A 16,610-nucleotide genomic window follows, 5' to 3' on the forward strand; every position below is an offset into this window, starting at 1 on the left:
GTCAGCTCCCTGCATCGCGCACGCGCCGTGGCTCGCGCTGGATCAGACTGCGCTCCGGCCACAGCCACATGACGAGCGACGCCGCGCAGCCCAGCAGCATTGCGGCAGCGAACCACCATGCGAGCAGCGCAAGGGCCGCGAAAAACAGCGTCGCAAAGACGCTCAGGATGAAAGGCGTATATGAATCTTCCGGCATCTTCAGGATCACATCGGGCCGTGCTTCGAGCGCCGTCGTACCGAGCGCTTCCCGGCCCTGATCGAGAATGAAGCCCTCTGCGAGCGACGAACGCATGCCGTTCTGATCCTCCTCTTCGATTCGTCCCTCCCACAGCGGATGCCGACTCGCGACAGTCGGTGCGACAGCGAAGTTATACGGCGGCGGCGGTGAGGAAGCCGACCATTCGAGCGTCCCGGCATCCCAGGGGTTGTCGCCCGCTGGAACGCCGCGCCGCAAGCTGACTACCAGATCGCACAGGAACATCAGGATGCCGAGCGCGAGCACGAACGACCCCACCGACGTCACCAGGTTCACTGTGCTCCAGCCCATATCCGGCGCGTAGGTGTAAATGCGGCGCGGCATTCCCAGCAGCCCGGCGATATGCATCGGAAAGAACGCGACATTGAAGCCAACGAACATGATCCAGAATGCGAGCTTGCCCACGCGCTCGCTCATCATGCGTCCCGTGAATTTCGGAAACCAGAAGTACACGCCGCCTATCACCGGAAACACGTTGATGCCGAGCAGCACGTAATGCAGATGCGCGACGACGAAGTAGGTGTCCGTGAGTTGCCAGTCGAACGGCACGGCCGCCGTCATCACGCCCGAAACACCGCCGATCACGAATAGCAGCACGAAGCCAGCGAAGTAATAGAACGGCACGCGGAACACGGGACGTCCGGTCCAGATCGTCGCAATCCATGCGAACGTCGCGATTGCGCTCGGTATCGAGATCGCCATGCTCGCCGCGCCGAACAGCGATAGCGCGAGCGCCGGAATGCCCGTGGCGAACATATGGTGAATCCACACCACGAAACCGATCAGCATCGTTGCGATTGTCGACAGCGCAACGGGGCCGTAACCCACCAGCGGCCGGCGACAGAATACGGGCAATGCATCGGAGACGATGCCCATCGCGGGAAGCACGACGACATACACCCATGGGTGCGCGAAAATCCAGAAGAGGTGTTGCCACAGCAGCGCGCGTCCGCCGTTCAGCACGTCGAAGAAGTGCGTGCCGATGCGGCGGTCCATCCACAGCATCAGGAATGCGAGGCTTACCGATGGCACCGCGACGAGATTGCCGCATGATGCCGTCATCGTGCCCCACACCAGCACGGGAATGCGATCGAGCGACATGCCTGGCGCGCGCATGCGCAGCAAGGTCACGACGAAGTTCACGGAGGCCACTGTTGTCGAGATGCCGAGCAGCACCATGCCGAGCGCGTATACATCGATGTTCGGCCCGGTGTCGTAGGCGAGGCCCGACAGCGGAACATAGTTGAACCATCCTGCGTTGGGCGCCTGCCCGAGCGGAAAGCTTGCATACAGAAAGACGGCAGCGAACAGAAAGATCCAGTACGAGAACGCATTGAGGCGCGGAAATGCCATATCGCGCGCGCCGAGTATCAGCGGCCACAAATAGTTCGAGAAGCCAGATAGCACGGGCAGCGCGTACAGAAAGATCATCGTCACGCCGTGCATCGTGAAGAGCTGGTTGTATTGCTCCGGCGTGAGCACGGTGTTATTCGGCAGCGCGAGTTGCACGCGCATGATGAGAGCCTCGACGCCGCCTGCGATCAGGAATATGAACGCCGTGACGAGATAACGGATGCCGATGCGCTTGTGATCGACGGTGGACAGCCAGCCGCGCCAGCCCGGCGGCGTTTCCCACAGTTCGCGCAGTCGCTGCTCGGCGGCACTGCCGCGCGCCACCGCCCCGCGTTGCAAGGTGCGCTCGAGCGGCGGGATCACAGTCGAAGAGGAGGTCGTGTCGGCCATGCGTGTCCTGTCAGTGCAAGGTCGCGAGATACGCGGACAACGCAGCCGCTTCCGCCGATGTCAGCATGATGCTGGGCATCAGCGAATCAGGTTTGATCCGTTGCGCGTGGCGGATCCAGTCGAGCCGATTTCCAGGAGTGTTGGTCAATGCGCCCGCCGCGATCAGCCTGCGCGCGTTCAGATGCGTGAGATCGGGCGCTTGTGCGCCGTTCGCGTCGGAGCCGCGTATCGCATGACAACCGGCGCAACGCTCATGAAAGAGTTGCTGTCCGCGCGATGCCATTGCGTCGGAGGCAACGGGCGTCGCGGGCAGTGCCTGCGCGCTGCGCCAGGCATCGAAGGCCGCGCGGTCCTGTGCGACGACCTCGAACGCCATATGCGCGTGCTGTGCGCCGCAAAACTGCGAACACTGCCCGCGATAGACGCCCGGCGCGTCGGCCTGAATCCATTGCTCGTTGATCTGGCCGGGAATCGTTTGCGTCTTGCCCGCGAGTAGCGGCACCCAGAACGCGTGGATGACGTCGGCGCTTTTCAGCACGATCTTCACCGGCTGACCGACAGGAATGTGAATCTCGTTCGCGGTGACAAATGGCGGACCGCCGTCCGTGCCGCCATATTCCACTTTCCACCACCAGTCGTAAGCCGTCACGGTGAGCGTCAGTGCCGGCGCGCGCGGCGGCGCCGCCACGGAATCGAGGGTGACGAGCGTGTAGACGAGCGCCGCCACCAGAAGGACCGAGGAAATGGCAGTGCCGGCATAAACCCAGCGCAGCGCGACCGCTTCGCCTTGCGCGAGATGATCGTCGGTTTGCGCAAGGCGCCGTCGTGCAATCGCGATCGCGAGCAATAACGCGATGATCGCGATCACGGACATCGACAGCGTCGCGAGCGCCCAGCCGAGATGCATCGACGGTTCGGCGGCTGGGCCATAAGCGTGAAGAAAGTAATCGAGGGGCGCTCCGAGTGCGTTGCGTTGCACAGCCATCGACCCGACGGAAGCGGCGATCGAAACGCCGGCCCTCACCTCTTTACCGTTGCGGTCCACTTCTTCCGGCTTCCGATGCATCCGCTTGCGTTCCGCCATTTCGATGCCTGTCTGTTCACGAGACGACTCGCCCGACCTGGTTTAGCAAAAAACGGGCACGCCCGGCGGACGCGCACTGAAGGGTCGTCGTAAGGAACAAGGCATGGACGGCGGTAATTCGAATATGAATACCTGGCAATAGGATCGCGCGACCGCCGTACGATTTACGTCACGATGTGCTGTATTTACACATCGCGCGTAAAACAAAAACCTCTCGAGCCCCTCGGCGTCGCGGCTCACTCAAATTTCTTCCAACTCCGGTTCACGCACGATTCGCACGGGAATAGACTTGGCGGCCGGCACTTTGCTCTCTTTCGCATGATGCGAGAGGGGAATCAGCGGGTTGCACTCAGGGAAATAACCCGCGATACACCCCTCAGGCAGATCGAAACTCACTACCCTGAAGCCATCCACCTGACGCTTCATTCCATCCGGCGAGACCGCTTCGAGGGATATCGACATGCCTGCTTCGAGCCCTTGACGAGCGATGTCCGCGGGATTCATCAACACGACCATCCGCGTGCCGCTGATGCCGCGAAAACGGTCGTCGAGCCGATAGATCGTCGTGTTGAACTGACTGTCGCTGCGCAGCGTGAACAGACGTAAATCGGTGGCGCCGCGCTCCGGCATGTCGGGGTCTTCGTTCAACGTCCCGGGTACAAGAAACTCTGCCTTGCCGCTCTTCGTTTGCCATTTCCGTTCGCGCGCCGGCAGTGGGCGGTGAAAGCCGCCAGGCGTCCAAAGCCGCGCGTTGAAGTCGTGAAAGATGTCGGGATAGGTTTGAGCAATCGCATCGCGGATCAGCGCATAGTCGTTGCTCCATGCTTCCCAGTCGACCGATGACTGATCGAGCGTCGCCATCGCGATGCCCGCCACGATGGCCTGTTCAGACAGCAGACGGTCGCTTGCCGGCAACGCGACACCGCGCGAACCATGCATGCAGCCAGTGCTGTCCTCCATCGAAACCGCCTGCGGCTTGCCGAGCCGCCTGTCGACCTCGATGCGGCTGAGGCACGGCAGCAGATAGGACACTTCGCCATGCACGAGATGACTTCGGTTGAGCTTGGTCGCGACGTGCACGGTCAGGCCTAGTTTGCGCCACGCCGGCTCGATCGCGTAACGGTCCGGAACCGACCTGACGAGGTTGCCGCCAAGCTGCATTACCGCCCGCACGCGCCCGTCCATCACCCCCTTGCACGCATCGACAGTCGCCATGCCTTCATGACGCGGTGGTTCGAAGTTGTATTGCCCGGCAAGCTTGTCGAGCGGCGCAAGCGACGGCTTTTCCGTGATACCGACCGTGCGCTGCCCTTGCACGTTCGAATGGCCGCGTATCGGCGATGGACCCGCGCCGGGCTTGCCAATGTTGCCGCGCAGAAGCAGAAGATTCACGATCATCCGCACGTTCTGCACGCCCATCCGATGTTGCGTGAGCCCCATACCGAAGTGTGCGATCACGGCCTTGGCCCGCATGTACTCGTCCGCGGCCGCCATCAGCGCCTGCCGCGGCAGGCCGCACGCCTGTTCGAGTTCCTCCCAGCCGATGTTGCGGACATACGCGTCAAATGCGTCGAAGCCTGTCGTGTGCTCCGCGATGAAGGCCACATCGATGATGCGCGCGCCGCCTTCCGACTGCGCCCGGTCGTCCGCTTCGATCACCGCCTTGCAGATGCCCGCAATCGCGGCGGAGTCACCGCCCGCCTTCACCTGGTGGTATTGCGTACTGATCTGCGTAGCGCCCGGTGTGAGCATCTGCAACGGCGATTGGGGATTCACGAAGCTGACCAGTCCCGGCTCGCGTATCGGATTGAACGTGATGATCGGCACACCGCGCTCGCGCGCCGCCTGCAGGTCGTGCAGCATGCGCGGACTGTTGGTGCCGACGTTCTGGCCAAAGAAGAACATCAGATCGGTGTGGGTGAAATCGTCGAGCGTGATGGTCCCGACGCCAACGCCAATCGCCTCTTTCAGGCCGACACTCGTGCTCTCGTGGCACATGTTCGAACTGTCGGGCAGATTGTTGGTGCCGTACATGCGCGCGAGAAGCTGGTACATGTAGGAGGTTTCGAGCGACGCACGCCCCGACGTATAGAACACGACGGAATCGGGATCGAGCGCCCGCAACTCGCGTCCGATCTCACCGAACGCATGTTCCCAGGTGGTTTCGATGTATCTGTCCGTGGCGGGATCCCAGCGCATCGGCGCACAAAGTCGCCCCGCTTCTTCGAGATCGTGGTCATGCCACGCTTCGAGTTCGCTCACGGTATGCGAGGCAAAAAATTCCGGATCGACACGGCGCGAAGTCGTATCCCATGCGGTCGCCTTCGCGCCGCTTTCGCAGAACTCGAACGGATGCGGATAAGCCGGTTTGGCCCACGAACAGCCGACGCACATGAAGCCGTCGGGCTTGTTCTGATGAACGAGCACGCGGCTCGTCGTGACGGGCGCACGCTCGTGCACAAGGGCGCTTGCCACAGCCTTGACGGAACCCCAACCTCCGCTTGCGTGCTGATACGCATCTGACTTCTTATGGACGGTGCTCATCATGCGCTCCATGAATTTCGTGGAGACGATGCGAGCATCCGCCGTGCCGTTAGCCACAATCGGCGCGACGCGCGACCAGGTCACATATGTCCGCGGGTGTCCGTGTGATAGCCGCAGTGGGCTGCGTCGCTAGCCAGATTGCCAATCGAGAAAGCGCCTGAAGGACACAGACATTTCGATGAACGTAACGATGGCTGGACGAAGGCCATAGTTGCGGCACGGAAACTGCTGCCAGCGATCACGGGCCGACGTTCGAGCCCTTCCGGTGCGACGAATGGCGGTGACCATGAAAACATATGAAAACGGACAGGCCGAGCCGGAGCTTGTTGTCGAAGATGAAGCGGAGCGCTCATGGTTGAAGCGCCTCGGTCCCGGATTGATTACCGGCGCGGCGGACGATGACCCCAGCGGAATCGCAACCTACACCCAGGCGGGCGCGCAGTTCGGATTCGGTCTGCTGTGGACAATGCTACTCACCTACCCGCTCATGGTCGCGATCCAGTCCGTCAGCGCACGGCTGGGGCGTGTCACTGGCCGTGGACTGGCGACAAATCTCCGCCGTCACTATCCGGCGCCCATTCTCTATGCCGCCGTATTGGTGCTGCTCGTCGCCAACACGATCAATATCGCCGCCGATCTGGCAGCCATGGGGGCTGCTGCAAAGCTCGTGCTCGGTGGACCTGTCCAGCTTTACGTCGTGCTTCTGGGCACTGCCTCTCTCCTGTTGCAGGTCTTCGTTACCTATGAGCGCTACGCACGCTTCCTGAAGTGGCTGACACTTGCGCTGTTCGCGTACGTGGCCATGGCGTTTGTCATCCCGATCGACTGGAAGGCGGTAGGAGTGAGCATCGTCAGGCCACCCGTCAGCTTCTCAGGCGACTACCTGACGACAGTCGTCGCAGTGCTGGGTACGACGATCAGCCCGTATCTGTTCTTCTGGCAGGCGTCTCAGGAAGTCGAGGAGATCCGTTCACACCCTTCCCAGCAACCGCTATTACGCGCGCCGCTGCAGGCGAGCGTCCAGCTCAAGCGGATCAACATCGATACGTGGGTTGGTATGGCGCTGTCCAATGCCGTTGCGTTCTTCATCATGCTATCCGCTGCTGCGACGCTGCATGCCCACCATGTCGAGGTGAAAACGACAGCCGACGCAGCTAGCGCGCTTAAACCGATCGCCGGAGAAATGGCGTTTGCCCTCTTCAGTCTTGGAATTGTCGGAACAGGGCTACTCGCCTTGCCTGTTCTCGCAGGGTCGGCAGCCTACGCGGCGGCGGGCGCGATGAAATGGCGCAATAGCCTTGCCTTGCAGGTCAACCTGGCGAAACCGTTTTACGCAGTCGTTGCAATCGCACTTCTTGGTGGCGTTGCGCTCACATTCGCGCATCTCGATCCCATCAAGGCCTTGTACTGGAGCGCCGTCATCAACGGGATCGCGGCCGTGCCGATCATGGCGCTCGTGATGCTGATGGCAGGCAGCCGGAACGTGATGGGGAAGTTTGCCCTGAAGGGTGTGTTGCTGTGGATTGGATGGCTGGCAACGGGCGTCATGGGCCTGGCGGCGATCGGCATGTTCTGGCCGACCTGAGGCAAAGGGCAGAGCCATGATGGCAGCACAATGAAAGTCCGCCGAAAACGTAGTGCCTCCGCGACGCCTCGCGCGATCTACTATGCGCTCGCGTCCAACATCGCGGTGGCCGCCTGCAAATACGTGGTCGCGTTGCTGCCTCTGGCTGAAGCGATTCATTCGAGTGCCGACTGCCTCAACCAGCTGATCATGCTTTACGGCAATCGCCGCGCGCGCATAAAGCCCGATGAACAACATCCGTTTGGCTTTGGCCGCGAACAATACGTCTACGGTATGCTCGTCGCGATGCAGCTTTTTGTTGTTGGCGGCCTTGCTTCGGTCGCCGTCGGAATCGTTCGCGCGCTTCGTCCGTCGCTACTCGATAGTCCATATCTCGCAGTCAGTGTCTTGTGTGCTTCAGGTGTGATTGAAGGCCTTGCGCTACGCGCGACGATTCGCACGATCGAGCCGCGTCACCGCGCGCACGGCCTTCGGCACTGGTTTCGCGAAAGCGGTCGGCCCGCAGTGATGCTCGCCGTTGGTGAAGATTTCGCGTCGGTAGTCGGAGTAGTTGTTTCGCTCATCGCCGTAGTGGCATCGATGCTCAGCGGTAATCCGCTATTCGATGCGATCGGCGGTATCGGGGTGGGAATTGTTCTGATGGCTACTGACTGCCGAATCCGGGCGGTCCTTCATATGGATCGACCTGTCAGTGCATACGTGAAAGAGTACGAAGCAGGGAACCCCTTCCTGGGTCACGCGAGGCAGCACGCCCCCTCCCGCCAGCCGCTCCATTGCGACCAGTTGACGATCGGGTCGAGTTCCGTCCGGTCGGCAATCTGGTCGGCGGAGTCCTTGACCAGCATCAAGGTCGCAAATTCGTGAGCGCTAAGCATGCCTGCCTCCTGATAGATCGACTGGGTACGATACAGATCGCGCCGGTTAATGCGTCCGCTTTTGGCGACGTACGGCCGGTAGCGCGTCTGGCTGCTGCGGTGGGAGTTGATAGTAAAAGGAGGTCCGGGACGCGGCAATTCAGGTCGTCCCGCATATTTGACATCTTCGGGGCAAGACCTGCCGCTCATGCGGCGCAAGTGGGCTTTCGCATGATGGCGGCTGCGTGACACCGTACGGGACTGGTCTTTACTATCGATAACACGTTCGGCTCGCGTCAGCTAGGCACTTCTGGTATGCCGTCTGGCAATCCCGGGCACATCTTCTCTGCTGCTCCGCGAGGTTATCAGGCTCGTTCGACCGGCCAGCAGAGGCGCATTGGCATCGCGTCAACATGGAATTACACGTGGCGGTCTGAACGGACATACAGCGTTGATCAACTTGCGCGATGGTGTTCGAAGCGCAAACCACCAGTAGAAAGAACATTGAACTGATGAACTGGATGCGCATGCGTCGCTCCCATCGCTGGTTTGAACATATCCTTCCCGACCCTTGCTGACGTCGCGCGATTGATTCAGGAAAACAGCGTCGGGGCACAGCGCTAATTCGAGATCACCCTCGGCCATGTATCGCCGGAAAAGGCGACATATCTCTTCGGGGTTCCTGGCGGACATGGGTGCCCGCAGCCTTGATCGATTCGACCCTCGAAAAACTGTTTGAAACTATTTAAGCCTCTTTTGCGAGATCTTCTGCGATCTGTTCTCACGGATATTCTCATCTTTTGTTTATTCATGTGGACTCTCTAATTGCGGCATGTCGGTTGCTTTAAAACAGCTTGCACCGTCGAATAAAAATAAGAAACCTTGTGGCTCACTACGCCTCGAGAACGGCGGATGTTTCTGAACAGCACTGGCCACAACCGTGTATTCCAAGGGAGGAAGATCATGAAAAAGATTGTCGCGGCTCTCGCATCCGTATTGCTCGTTTCCACGGCGTTCGCACAAACTGCGACGCCTTCGGAGGCCGGCGAAGCGCAATTGAAGGCAAACAGCGAAAAAAGCGAAGCGCAAGCTACTGCGAACAAGAAGAAGGCCGAAGCTCAGAGCGACGCCGACAAGGCTCAGGCGTCCGCGAACGAAGACAAGGCTTCGGCGCAAGCCGACGCCGACAAGAAGGCGGCGAAGATGGAAAAGGCAACGACGCCAAGAGAAGCGTCTGATGCTCGCGCAGATGCAGCGCGGGCGCAGGCCAAGGCCGACAGAAAGAAGCACGATGCGCAGGCCAAAGCGGACCGTAAAAAGCACGAAGCAGCCAACGATGCGAACGTTGCTCAGGCGAAGGCTGACAAGGATAAAGTCGAGGCGCAAAACGACGCAAACAAGAAAGCCGCCGATCAATGGGTCGACGCTGCCAGGAAGCAATAAAGCGCAATAGCGCCCTTCCAGGGGCGGGCGAAAGTGCTCGCCCCCTACGCCACATGCCTTGAACGCGATCCGTGGACCGAATCACCGATCAACGCAATGTGAAGCCAGCAGCGTCAATGGCCCGTGACGCGTTCCCACCCATGCCGTACAGCAGCCTTGAAACGTTCCCACCCGCTTTCAGGGTAACGCGACTCCCAATCCTCGCGAGCGCTCGACTCAACCCGTTGCCAGTCCTGCTCGCGATATCGCTCGTCCTGTCCGAGCGTGGCGCCATGTGTGTAGGCGCGCCGATATTCGTCATAGGAGCTGCCTGTATCCGCGTAGTGAGCGTCGAAGTCTTTCCGGAACTCATCGTCATAGGGGTCTTCTAAGGGAGTGCCCATGATGGGATCGCCCACCAGACCTGTCATGGACGACCGTTCCGCGTGTACCGCGTTCGTGGTGTTATCCGACAGGTGGGTTACGCCGCCTTTGAGTTGCGCGGGTACATCCGAGGATGTGCGGGCGAGCCCGACATCGGGTACCGCCGAAACCTGCCGCTGCGTCTGTTGCGTTGACGATAGTGTCTCCGGCTCCGGCGAGCGCGTCGTTACCTGCTGCATCCCGCTGACCGTTGCCGGGTAGGCAGTGTCTCCCGGTTCATCTTTCCATGTGCCCGGGACATCGCCGGTAGCCGGCGGCACGACACGAGCTGACGATGTGTCGCGCAGCGAGGCCGGCGCTTCACTCGCTGCCGTCGCGAACGCCATGCTGCGCTCCGCTGTACTGCCTCCCTCCCGCAGCATGGGTGTGGCTTCGGCGCCCGCCGCGCCGCTCGTTTCGCTGGTTGTCGATCGCAGTTGCGCGGCGGGATCGGCCGCCGTCGCGCTACCGCGATGCAGCGAGTGCATTGCGATATCTGCCTTGCCGGACCCATTCCGCCAGGCATTCATCCGCTCTTCAATGTCGGCTGCACCCATGCGGCGCATGACATTGCGAGCCAGATCGACCTGCATTTCGGATACGTCCGCACTGACAATCGTCCCACCGCGGCGAATAAATTCCCTATAGTCCTCTGCTTCCGGCGGGTACTCGCCACTCTCGAAGAGCCGCGCGAATAACTGCTCAAGTTGATCAAATACTGGCGTCTGATGGCGCAATCCGCCACTGCCCGGTGTATAAACACGCGGCCCTTTTTCGACGGGCGCACTGACCGACGCCGAGTAGAGGGAAATATCCGCCTGAGCCACGCCAGCCTCGCAGAGTGCCCGTTGCGCCGAACACGCATCGACATAGCTGTCGTACACCCCTATCACGGTTTGTCTCATATGTGCCTCCCTACCATTTTGGAGCGGCCTTCCTTCACCGCCGTACGGTCCGAGGATGCAACACATGTGCCCGCAAAGGAGCGCGTTGGTAGGCCAGTTTCTGTCATGGGTCCCTGCCTTGAGCGATCGATCCACGCGCTGAAGTCGGAGTTGCCGGCAGGCGCGCGCGTACGACCGTCACGTGTAGACCATGGTAACTAAAAGGAAGGAGTCGAAATACTCAGCGCTTTTTTCGTTGCAGGCACGATGAACTTCGGCGAGCGCAGGCGCGACGCTTGCTCAGCGGCGCGCCTGTCGAAAACCAGGGCACATCCGGTGGTACATCGTATTTGGGCAGGGTACGATAAAGTACGGCCCTACCGTGCACAGGAACACCGTATGCCCAGCAAACATGCGATTAGCGTCTCCCTGACGGAGCATCTGGATCTGTTCGTGAAGTCAGAACTGGCTGCGGGCCGCTATCGCACCGCCAGCGAGGTGGTCCGTGCCGGGCTGCGCCCGCTCGAAGAACAGATTGCGCAACGCCGTCCGCCAGCGGCACCGTCCGGGTCGGCTGGCCGGAAACCCATTAACGGCACGAGCTCCGCTCGCCGGTCCAGATCCGAGTAACCGTTATGTCTTCCAGTGCCGATTCCAACGGCGTCGAGAGCACACACCTGCCACACGCGCCGTCAAATCATCCGGGCGCTGTCGAATCGGCCCCTCCCCATCGTTAGCTTTTTGGGTTGCCCATGGCGCCTTTCGCCGCGAGCGCGCGATTTCCCTCGCCAACATGATGCGGCCGCCCCAACATATGTCTTCTACCCGTGCGGCTTCAAGTCGGGGTGGTTGTGCGAATAGGGCGCTCCGTGCTTCAGTTCGTAGCTTGCGCCGACGCCCGTGCGTGTTCGCGGGAAGCGGTCGCCTTCAACACACGTTGCTTCAAACGTTCGGCCTTCATTGTCGCCTCCTTCAAGGATGACCGAATAGATGCCCGACGTCTTTACCGTTTCACCGGGTTTGAACGTGTCCGCCATGCTGCCTCCCTCCTGCACGCGCGCCTCTCATTACTCAGGCGCATCTTCATCACTTTCCTCGCCGTCCTCCGACTCAATGCGGGTGGTGCCACCTGTCGTCGCCAGCGGGTCGCTGGCAGGAAAAGTGTTTTCAACAGCCCTGTCGATGTCGTCTTCAGACTTGTTGCTGGTTGAGTTTTGCTCCTTCGGTTCTGTGGTCATGTGCATCTCCGCTAATCTTGAACGATTTTCAAACAGCAAGGCCTATTCCGCGAGTCCAGCCGTGCTGCAAGTCGCTCAACACTGCCGCGAAGCGTAGAGTCAGATTCTCGTTCCGCCTTCCGCGTGGGCCGCCGGTCGGTCATTGTCGCCGTGGCATCATGCACTACTGCCCGTCCGAATATGTCTCGCGATGTAATTCGGAGGTATCAGTCTCGACCATGCGCCCGTTGCTTTCCATTCTCAGTCACTGATAGCGCCGGTGGCTGATTCAATGACGAAACCAACGATGACAGTGCGTGCCACCCTGAGCAGGTCAGGGCTGCAGCGGATGGGAGTCGATGCGTGCCTTCTTTCTCCCGGCTGCCCGATGGATACGCGAAGTCCGTTTTGTTCGTTCAGGCCCGTGACGTCTGTGACCAATACGGTCGGCGGTTATAGTACTGGTGCAGTTGCGTTCCCCAAGTCGCGTCCGCCATGGATGGCCAGTGGTCCTTGTCGAATCCCGGGTCATCCTTGATTCTTTGTGCGGTGATATCAACCCGAAAGCACTTCTCTGTTGTGTCGAGGGTGAGTGCGCTCCATGGAATGGCGTGCAGTGTATCGCCCATGCCGAGGAACCCGCCCTCTGACAGCACGGCGTATGCGACGCGCCCGCTGCGCACGTCAAGCATGATGTCGGAAATCTTCCCAACGTGTTCGCCATCGGCGGTTATCACCTTGTTGCCGTCCAACGTATCGGCTGCCATTACGTCCGGCTCGGGACCCTCTCCAACTCCCCCGCCGACTATCCGCGCGCCGGCTTCGCCGGTCCTGCCTTGTGGGTCCAGTCTGCTCATGATGTCCTCCCAAAATGAGATTTTGTGGTCATGGGGCCGCATTCGGCATGCCAGGCATTGAACGTGGAGCAAACCGAACCTGGGAAAGCGTTTGCGTTCGCTCTCTTCTGACTCCATTGGTAGCGCGACCAGGGCCGCATCTTGCTGGAACCAGGGCAGGGAAGTCATTGTCGGCGTGGCAAAATGTTGGCTAACTCTGCATCCCGGCCCCAGGACCATTTATATTGGCATATACGTGCGCTGAAGAACAATTTGTTATGGCGAATCTGGCTAGTAAAAACTTTGACGGGTATTGCCGAAAAGGTACGTGCCCTCATGAGCTTGTACTTATCGTGAAAAGCCTGTGCGCAACGGCCACTGCGCACTGATAGCCGTTTTTGTGCGTCATTTCATCCCGCGCAACTCCGCATGACCGGCAGTGGCTTCTGCATCCTGTACCTTGGTAATGCGGCACATCGGAGCGCAAACCAGTGCGGCGGCGCACATCTACCAGGTCGCAGTACCGGTGCTTCGCATAGCCGAAGGTTTATGCAAGCCCTTACGTGTTCGCATGCGGCGCGAGGCGACGCGCACCAAGAGGACGTGTCGCCTGATATGTCATTTACGGCTTTGTTGCAGCCCGGGCCTGGTCAACGGCCTGCCTGGTCGCCCTGCTTGAAGCGGAAGCCGCAGCGTTAACGTTATTTTCGGCAATCTCCAGCGCCTGTTCGGCGGCCCTTTTGCTGGCTTCAATCGTCGCGGTCGTCGCCTCACCGGCGACCGTGACAACGGACTGCAGCGCGCCTACTGCCGCTTCGGTTCCGGCCGGTGCATTATTCGCCACCGACTCTACAAAAGCTTGCGCGTCATGCTGGCGCTGCTTTAACTGGGTCTCAACGGTCGCGGCCAGGTCTGCCTGGGCGCTGAACATGATGTTGTAGACGTGCCGCCAGTACGACTGTACTTCCTCCATAGCGGCTTGCGCCCGTCTGGCGTGCAATGTGAATAGCTCCTGCGTGTCGCTGGATGACAAAGCCACGCGCGCAATTGCCTGATTTTCGGCGAACGTCGATTTGGTCACGCGCAAGTTCAGTTCAGTCAGCTTCTCAATACAGCCAAAAGCCTTCGTCCACATGTCGGACAGGGTTTCGAAAGTAGCTCTTTGCGAAGCAACCGCTCGGTCACCAGGAAGACTGCTCATTACAACCTCCATCTGTGAAAAATTGGCGAGGCGTCCGCGAAGCTGTTCGATGCAACCACGAACAACGCTCCCGGGCAGGAACTGGTTGCACAGCAATGCCCGCTCCCGGCTTCACCGGGATGCATTCCAGCTTGCCGACGACACGCGCTTTCGGTGTCCCTCGCGCTACGGCCCGCCCTCCACTTGATTGGGCCTTTTTTCCGGCTAGCTGAACCGTGTATAGGGATGGAGGGAGAGTTGTAGCTCTTACTCCTGGACGCAGACATTTCTGGCGCTAGAGCGGCGGACTTCTTCTGGCCGATGCGGTCCCGGACCGACCACGTCCGCGACGCAGCGAGCATCCGGCAGCCGTATGAGCATTGGTGTGGAAAATGCTCGACTGCCAGGTTGAGTCCACCTGTTGCATGCCGGCCGTGGCTACCATTCTGCTCGTCGACGACGATACGAAAATCCTTCATTCGCTTCAGATACTTCTCGAAGTCGAAGGCTACCGGGTGCTGACTGCCCCGGACGGAGAGGTCGGTGCAGCCATCACGGCGATGCAACGCCCCGACCTCATTGTGACTGACTGGATGATGCCGCATGTCGCTGGCGTCGAATTCTGCCACCGGCTCAAGGATGACCCGGCAACATCGCGCATACCCATCGCGATGTTATCCTCAGCGTTGCATCCCGCACCCACTGCGCCGCCATGGAACGTATTCCTGCGCAAACCTGTTCCCGTCAAACGCCTTCTGGAAGTGATTGCCAGCCTTCTCGACGAGAGGGTGCTTTCCGTCCGAAGCACGGACATTGCACCTCCGGCGACGGACGCCGGATTGATGCAGCGTACGGACCCAATGAATTGAAGCGGTCGGGTGTTTTATGGGCGCAAGCAGGGCGCCAAGCCATGGCCTCTGGCTGACGATGACGTAGGATTGCGGGGCTCATTAGACTCGCTATCGCGGCAGAAGGAAACTTGTCGAACGGCAGCCAGCGGCTTCGAGGCGTCAGCACCCGCCCGACATGGCCGTAGCCGACTGCGCGATGACGGCGTCCAGTTGAGTCGCGCCCGATTGGCAGATGGCCGCGATGCGAGGCGATTGCTCGACCTAAACGCATCGCTTCACAGACGGATGAGCGCGTCGGCTTATGTCGCCTGGATGTTTGGGGCCTGCCTGGCCTTAGGTCGGCCGAGTTGCACATCCAGACTGGCTTTCTGGGTGAAGCGACCTTGACGGAGGTGACGCAGCGGAAGCCCTTCGCGTAGTCGAACCATTCACCGGCCGCTATGCTTTGGGCGCCCCCAAAAGTCCTGAATTACAAACCTCAGATTTTTAGCCGTTCCCTCTCGAAGAGCGGCCACTGGAACCTGACGCTCAATTTCGCGTAGTCATGGCCGTTTGTGTTTATATTTCTGCTGGACAGGTAGCCCGGCAGGTCCCTCGCATCGCGCCTACGGGAGGCGGCAAACGCTTCGGCCAACATCAGCGCAAAACCTTCAACTGTCGAGGGGCGCAAGCGAATACGCTGGCGCAGGAAGTCCGCCCACGCGAATTTTGCATTGAGCTCCCCCGGGTTTTCAAAAACGCCGGCGGTCCGAAGGCATGCCGCCAGGCTTTGAAAGACGTCGTCCGGCAGTTCTGCGAGCGAGCAGGGAAGCTCAGCGACCCGAATCTCTCGCCCATGTTCGTCGAACGGATGCATCCAGCCTCTGTTCGACAAGGCTCGAAGGAACGAATCGCCGTCGAGGGCACTGAAATCGTCGGTTATCCGCACGGGCGCTTCCGGGATACCCATGTCGTGCCACGCACGCGCCCAATGATGATGGTCAACTACATGCATGAGTCCTGCTGGTCCAAGGACAACCCTTATGGCCTGTTCCTCGAAAAAGGGAGCACGGTCGTTATCCGGCAGTTCAAGATAGCGTGCCCGTTTGGTTTGCATGTGGACGTAGCCGATGGCGCCTTGCGTCGGCCTCAGTAACGTCCAGTGCACGCGTAGCAGCGGGCCACGTTCCGCTTCCACCTCGCCTCGAGACTTCGGTCCATCATTCATTTCGAGCCCCCGCTCAGATGACGCGCTCTCTTTGCAGGCATGCCCACAGCGTTCCGTGTCGGTTCGCCGCGCCAGTCGGCTCGAGAGCTAGACGTGGAGCGTATATGCGCTCAGGAAAACCACCAGCTCAAACGTACCGCGCTGCGGAGTTCTTCGCCGGTGGCCGAGACGGACAACATCACGGCCAGCACCACGGAGGCAACGACGAGTGCCAGTATGGTGTAACAGCCCGGTTTGACCGGGCGGCCCGCCCACTTTGCCCGTGGCACCGCGCACGCGAATGTCTTGCCGGTACGTCGCAACTGGTCGATGGTTACCCGCATGGACGGAGGCCGCGACCGACGGAAAAGCGTGTGCAATTGAGGAGTCGCCTCGCTGAAATACGCAATAGATAATTTGAGTAACATGGGACTGCTCGCGTCCTGCCCGCAGGCGTTGCCGACATATAAGGCGATGTACCTGATGCGCGGGCAGCCTGCGCCTATCATGCGCACCACGCCTCGCGAGCGCCGTCGCTGCAGGCT

Annotated in this window: 14 protein-coding genes and 2 pseudogenes; 5 read left to right on the forward strand and 11 right to left on the reverse strand. The window is 60.3% G+C overall.

Going from position 1 to position 16,610, the window contains the following annotated elements; genetic code table 11:
• Position 1: 1 nt before the first annotated feature.
• The 3 genes from ctaD to H1204_RS49575 all read right to left on the reverse strand — a co-directional run bounded on the left by ctaD (position 2) and on the right by H1204_RS49575 (position 5,627).
• On the reverse strand, positions 2–1,999 hold the full coding sequence (gene ctaD / locus H1204_RS49565) for a cytochrome c oxidase subunit I (RefSeq protein WP_180736469.1): 1,998 nt from the start codon (positions 1,997–1,999) through the stop codon (positions 2–4).
• 10 nt (positions 2,000–2,009) lie between these two features.
• Positions 2,010–2,984, reverse strand: a complete 975-nt coding sequence (coxB, locus tag H1204_RS49570) for a cytochrome c oxidase subunit II (protein ID WP_243469231.1) — start codon at positions 2,982–2,984, stop codon at positions 2,010–2,012.
• Positions 2,985–3,323: 339 nt separating this feature from the next.
• Positions 3,324–5,627: an FdhF/YdeP family oxidoreductase gene (locus tag H1204_RS49575; protein ID WP_180736992.1), complete on the reverse strand. Its 2,304-nt coding sequence runs from the start codon at positions 5,625–5,627 to the stop codon at positions 3,324–3,326.
• A 286-nt stretch (positions 5,628–5,913) separates the two neighbouring features.
• Between H1204_RS49575 and H1204_RS49580 the strand changes: the two genes are divergently transcribed.
• Together H1204_RS49580 and H1204_RS49585 are read left to right on the forward strand one after the other, a co-directional pair.
• Positions 5,914–7,212: an Nramp family divalent metal transporter gene (locus H1204_RS49580; protein ID WP_180736470.1), complete on the forward strand. Its 1,299-nt coding sequence runs from the start codon at positions 5,914–5,916 to the stop codon at positions 7,210–7,212.
• Between the two features lie 30 nt (positions 7,213–7,242).
• A pseudogene (locus tag H1204_RS49585) lies at positions 7,243–7,848 on the forward strand (cation transporter); the annotation flags it as partial.
• A gap of 52 nt (positions 7,849–7,900) precedes the next feature.
• On the opposite strand, the pseudogene H1204_RS52485 reads toward H1204_RS49585, so the two are convergent.
• Positions 7,901–8,087 (reverse strand): annotated as a pseudogene (locus H1204_RS52485) (hypothetical protein).
• 942 nt (positions 8,088–9,029) lie between these two features.
• On the opposite strand from H1204_RS52485, the gene H1204_RS49590 reads away from it, so the two are divergent.
• On the forward strand, positions 9,030–9,509 hold the full coding sequence (locus tag H1204_RS49590) for a hypothetical protein (protein WP_180736993.1): 480 nt from the start codon (positions 9,030–9,032) through the stop codon (positions 9,507–9,509).
• A 113-nt stretch (positions 9,510–9,622) separates the two neighbouring features.
• Here H1204_RS49590 and H1204_RS49595 read toward each other — a convergent pair whose 3' ends face one another.
• Positions 9,623–10,816 (reverse strand): hypothetical protein, encoded by a 1,194-nt coding sequence (locus H1204_RS49595; protein ID WP_180736471.1) that lies wholly within the window; start codon positions 10,814–10,816, stop codon positions 9,623–9,625.
• Positions 10,817–11,194: 378 nt separating this feature from the next.
• Here H1204_RS49595 and H1204_RS49600 point away from each other — a divergent pair, with 378 nt between their 5' ends.
• A complete protein-coding gene (locus H1204_RS49600; protein WP_180736472.1) occupies positions 11,195–11,425 on the forward strand; it encodes a type II toxin-antitoxin system ParD family antitoxin in 231 nt (76 codons plus the stop codon).
• Between the two features lie 191 nt (positions 11,426–11,616).
• Here H1204_RS49600 and H1204_RS49605 read toward each other — a convergent pair whose 3' ends face one another.
• From H1204_RS49605 to H1204_RS49620, 4 genes are all read right to left on the reverse strand, one after another.
• Positions 11,617–11,832 carry a hypothetical protein gene (locus H1204_RS49605; RefSeq protein WP_180736473.1) on the reverse strand — a complete coding sequence of 72 codons (216 nt, stop codon included), beginning with the start codon at positions 11,830–11,832 and terminating at the stop codon, positions 11,617–11,619.
• Positions 11,833–11,862: 30 nt separating this feature from the next.
• Positions 11,863–12,033, reverse strand: a complete 171-nt coding sequence (locus tag H1204_RS49610; protein ID WP_180736474.1) for a hypothetical protein — start codon at positions 12,031–12,033, stop codon at positions 11,863–11,865.
• A gap of 395 nt (positions 12,034–12,428) precedes the next feature.
• Positions 12,429–12,869, reverse strand: coding sequence for a PRC-barrel domain-containing protein (locus H1204_RS49615; RefSeq protein WP_180736475.1), 441 nt, complete (start codon positions 12,867–12,869; stop codon positions 12,429–12,431).
• Between the two features lie 601 nt (positions 12,870–13,470).
• Positions 13,471–14,049, reverse strand: a complete 579-nt coding sequence (locus H1204_RS49620) for a phasin family protein (protein WP_180736476.1) — start codon at positions 14,047–14,049, stop codon at positions 13,471–13,473.
• A gap of 413 nt (positions 14,050–14,462) precedes the next feature.
• On the opposite strand from H1204_RS49620, the gene H1204_RS49625 reads away from it, so the two are divergent.
• Positions 14,463–14,897, forward strand: a complete 435-nt coding sequence (locus H1204_RS49625; protein WP_243469151.1) for a response regulator — start codon at positions 14,463–14,465, stop codon at positions 14,895–14,897.
• A 460-nt stretch (positions 14,898–15,357) separates the two neighbouring features.
• On the opposite strand, the gene H1204_RS49630 is transcribed toward H1204_RS49625, so the two are convergent.
• Together H1204_RS49630 and H1204_RS49635 are read right to left on the reverse strand one after the other, a co-directional pair.
• On the reverse strand, positions 15,358–16,056 hold the full coding sequence (locus H1204_RS49630; protein ID WP_180736477.1) for a ParB/Srx family N-terminal domain-containing protein: 699 nt from the start codon (positions 16,054–16,056) through the stop codon (positions 15,358–15,360).
• Positions 16,057–16,196: 140 nt separating this feature from the next.
• Positions 16,197–16,493, reverse strand: a complete 297-nt coding sequence (locus tag H1204_RS49635; protein ID WP_180736478.1) for a hypothetical protein — start codon at positions 16,491–16,493, stop codon at positions 16,197–16,199.
• Between the last annotated feature and the right edge of the window lie 117 nt (positions 16,494–16,610).

It is taken from the genome of Paraburkholderia sp. PGU19 (assembly GCF_013426915.1).
Lineage (GTDB): Bacteria > Pseudomonadota > Gammaproteobacteria > Burkholderiales > Burkholderiaceae > Paraburkholderia.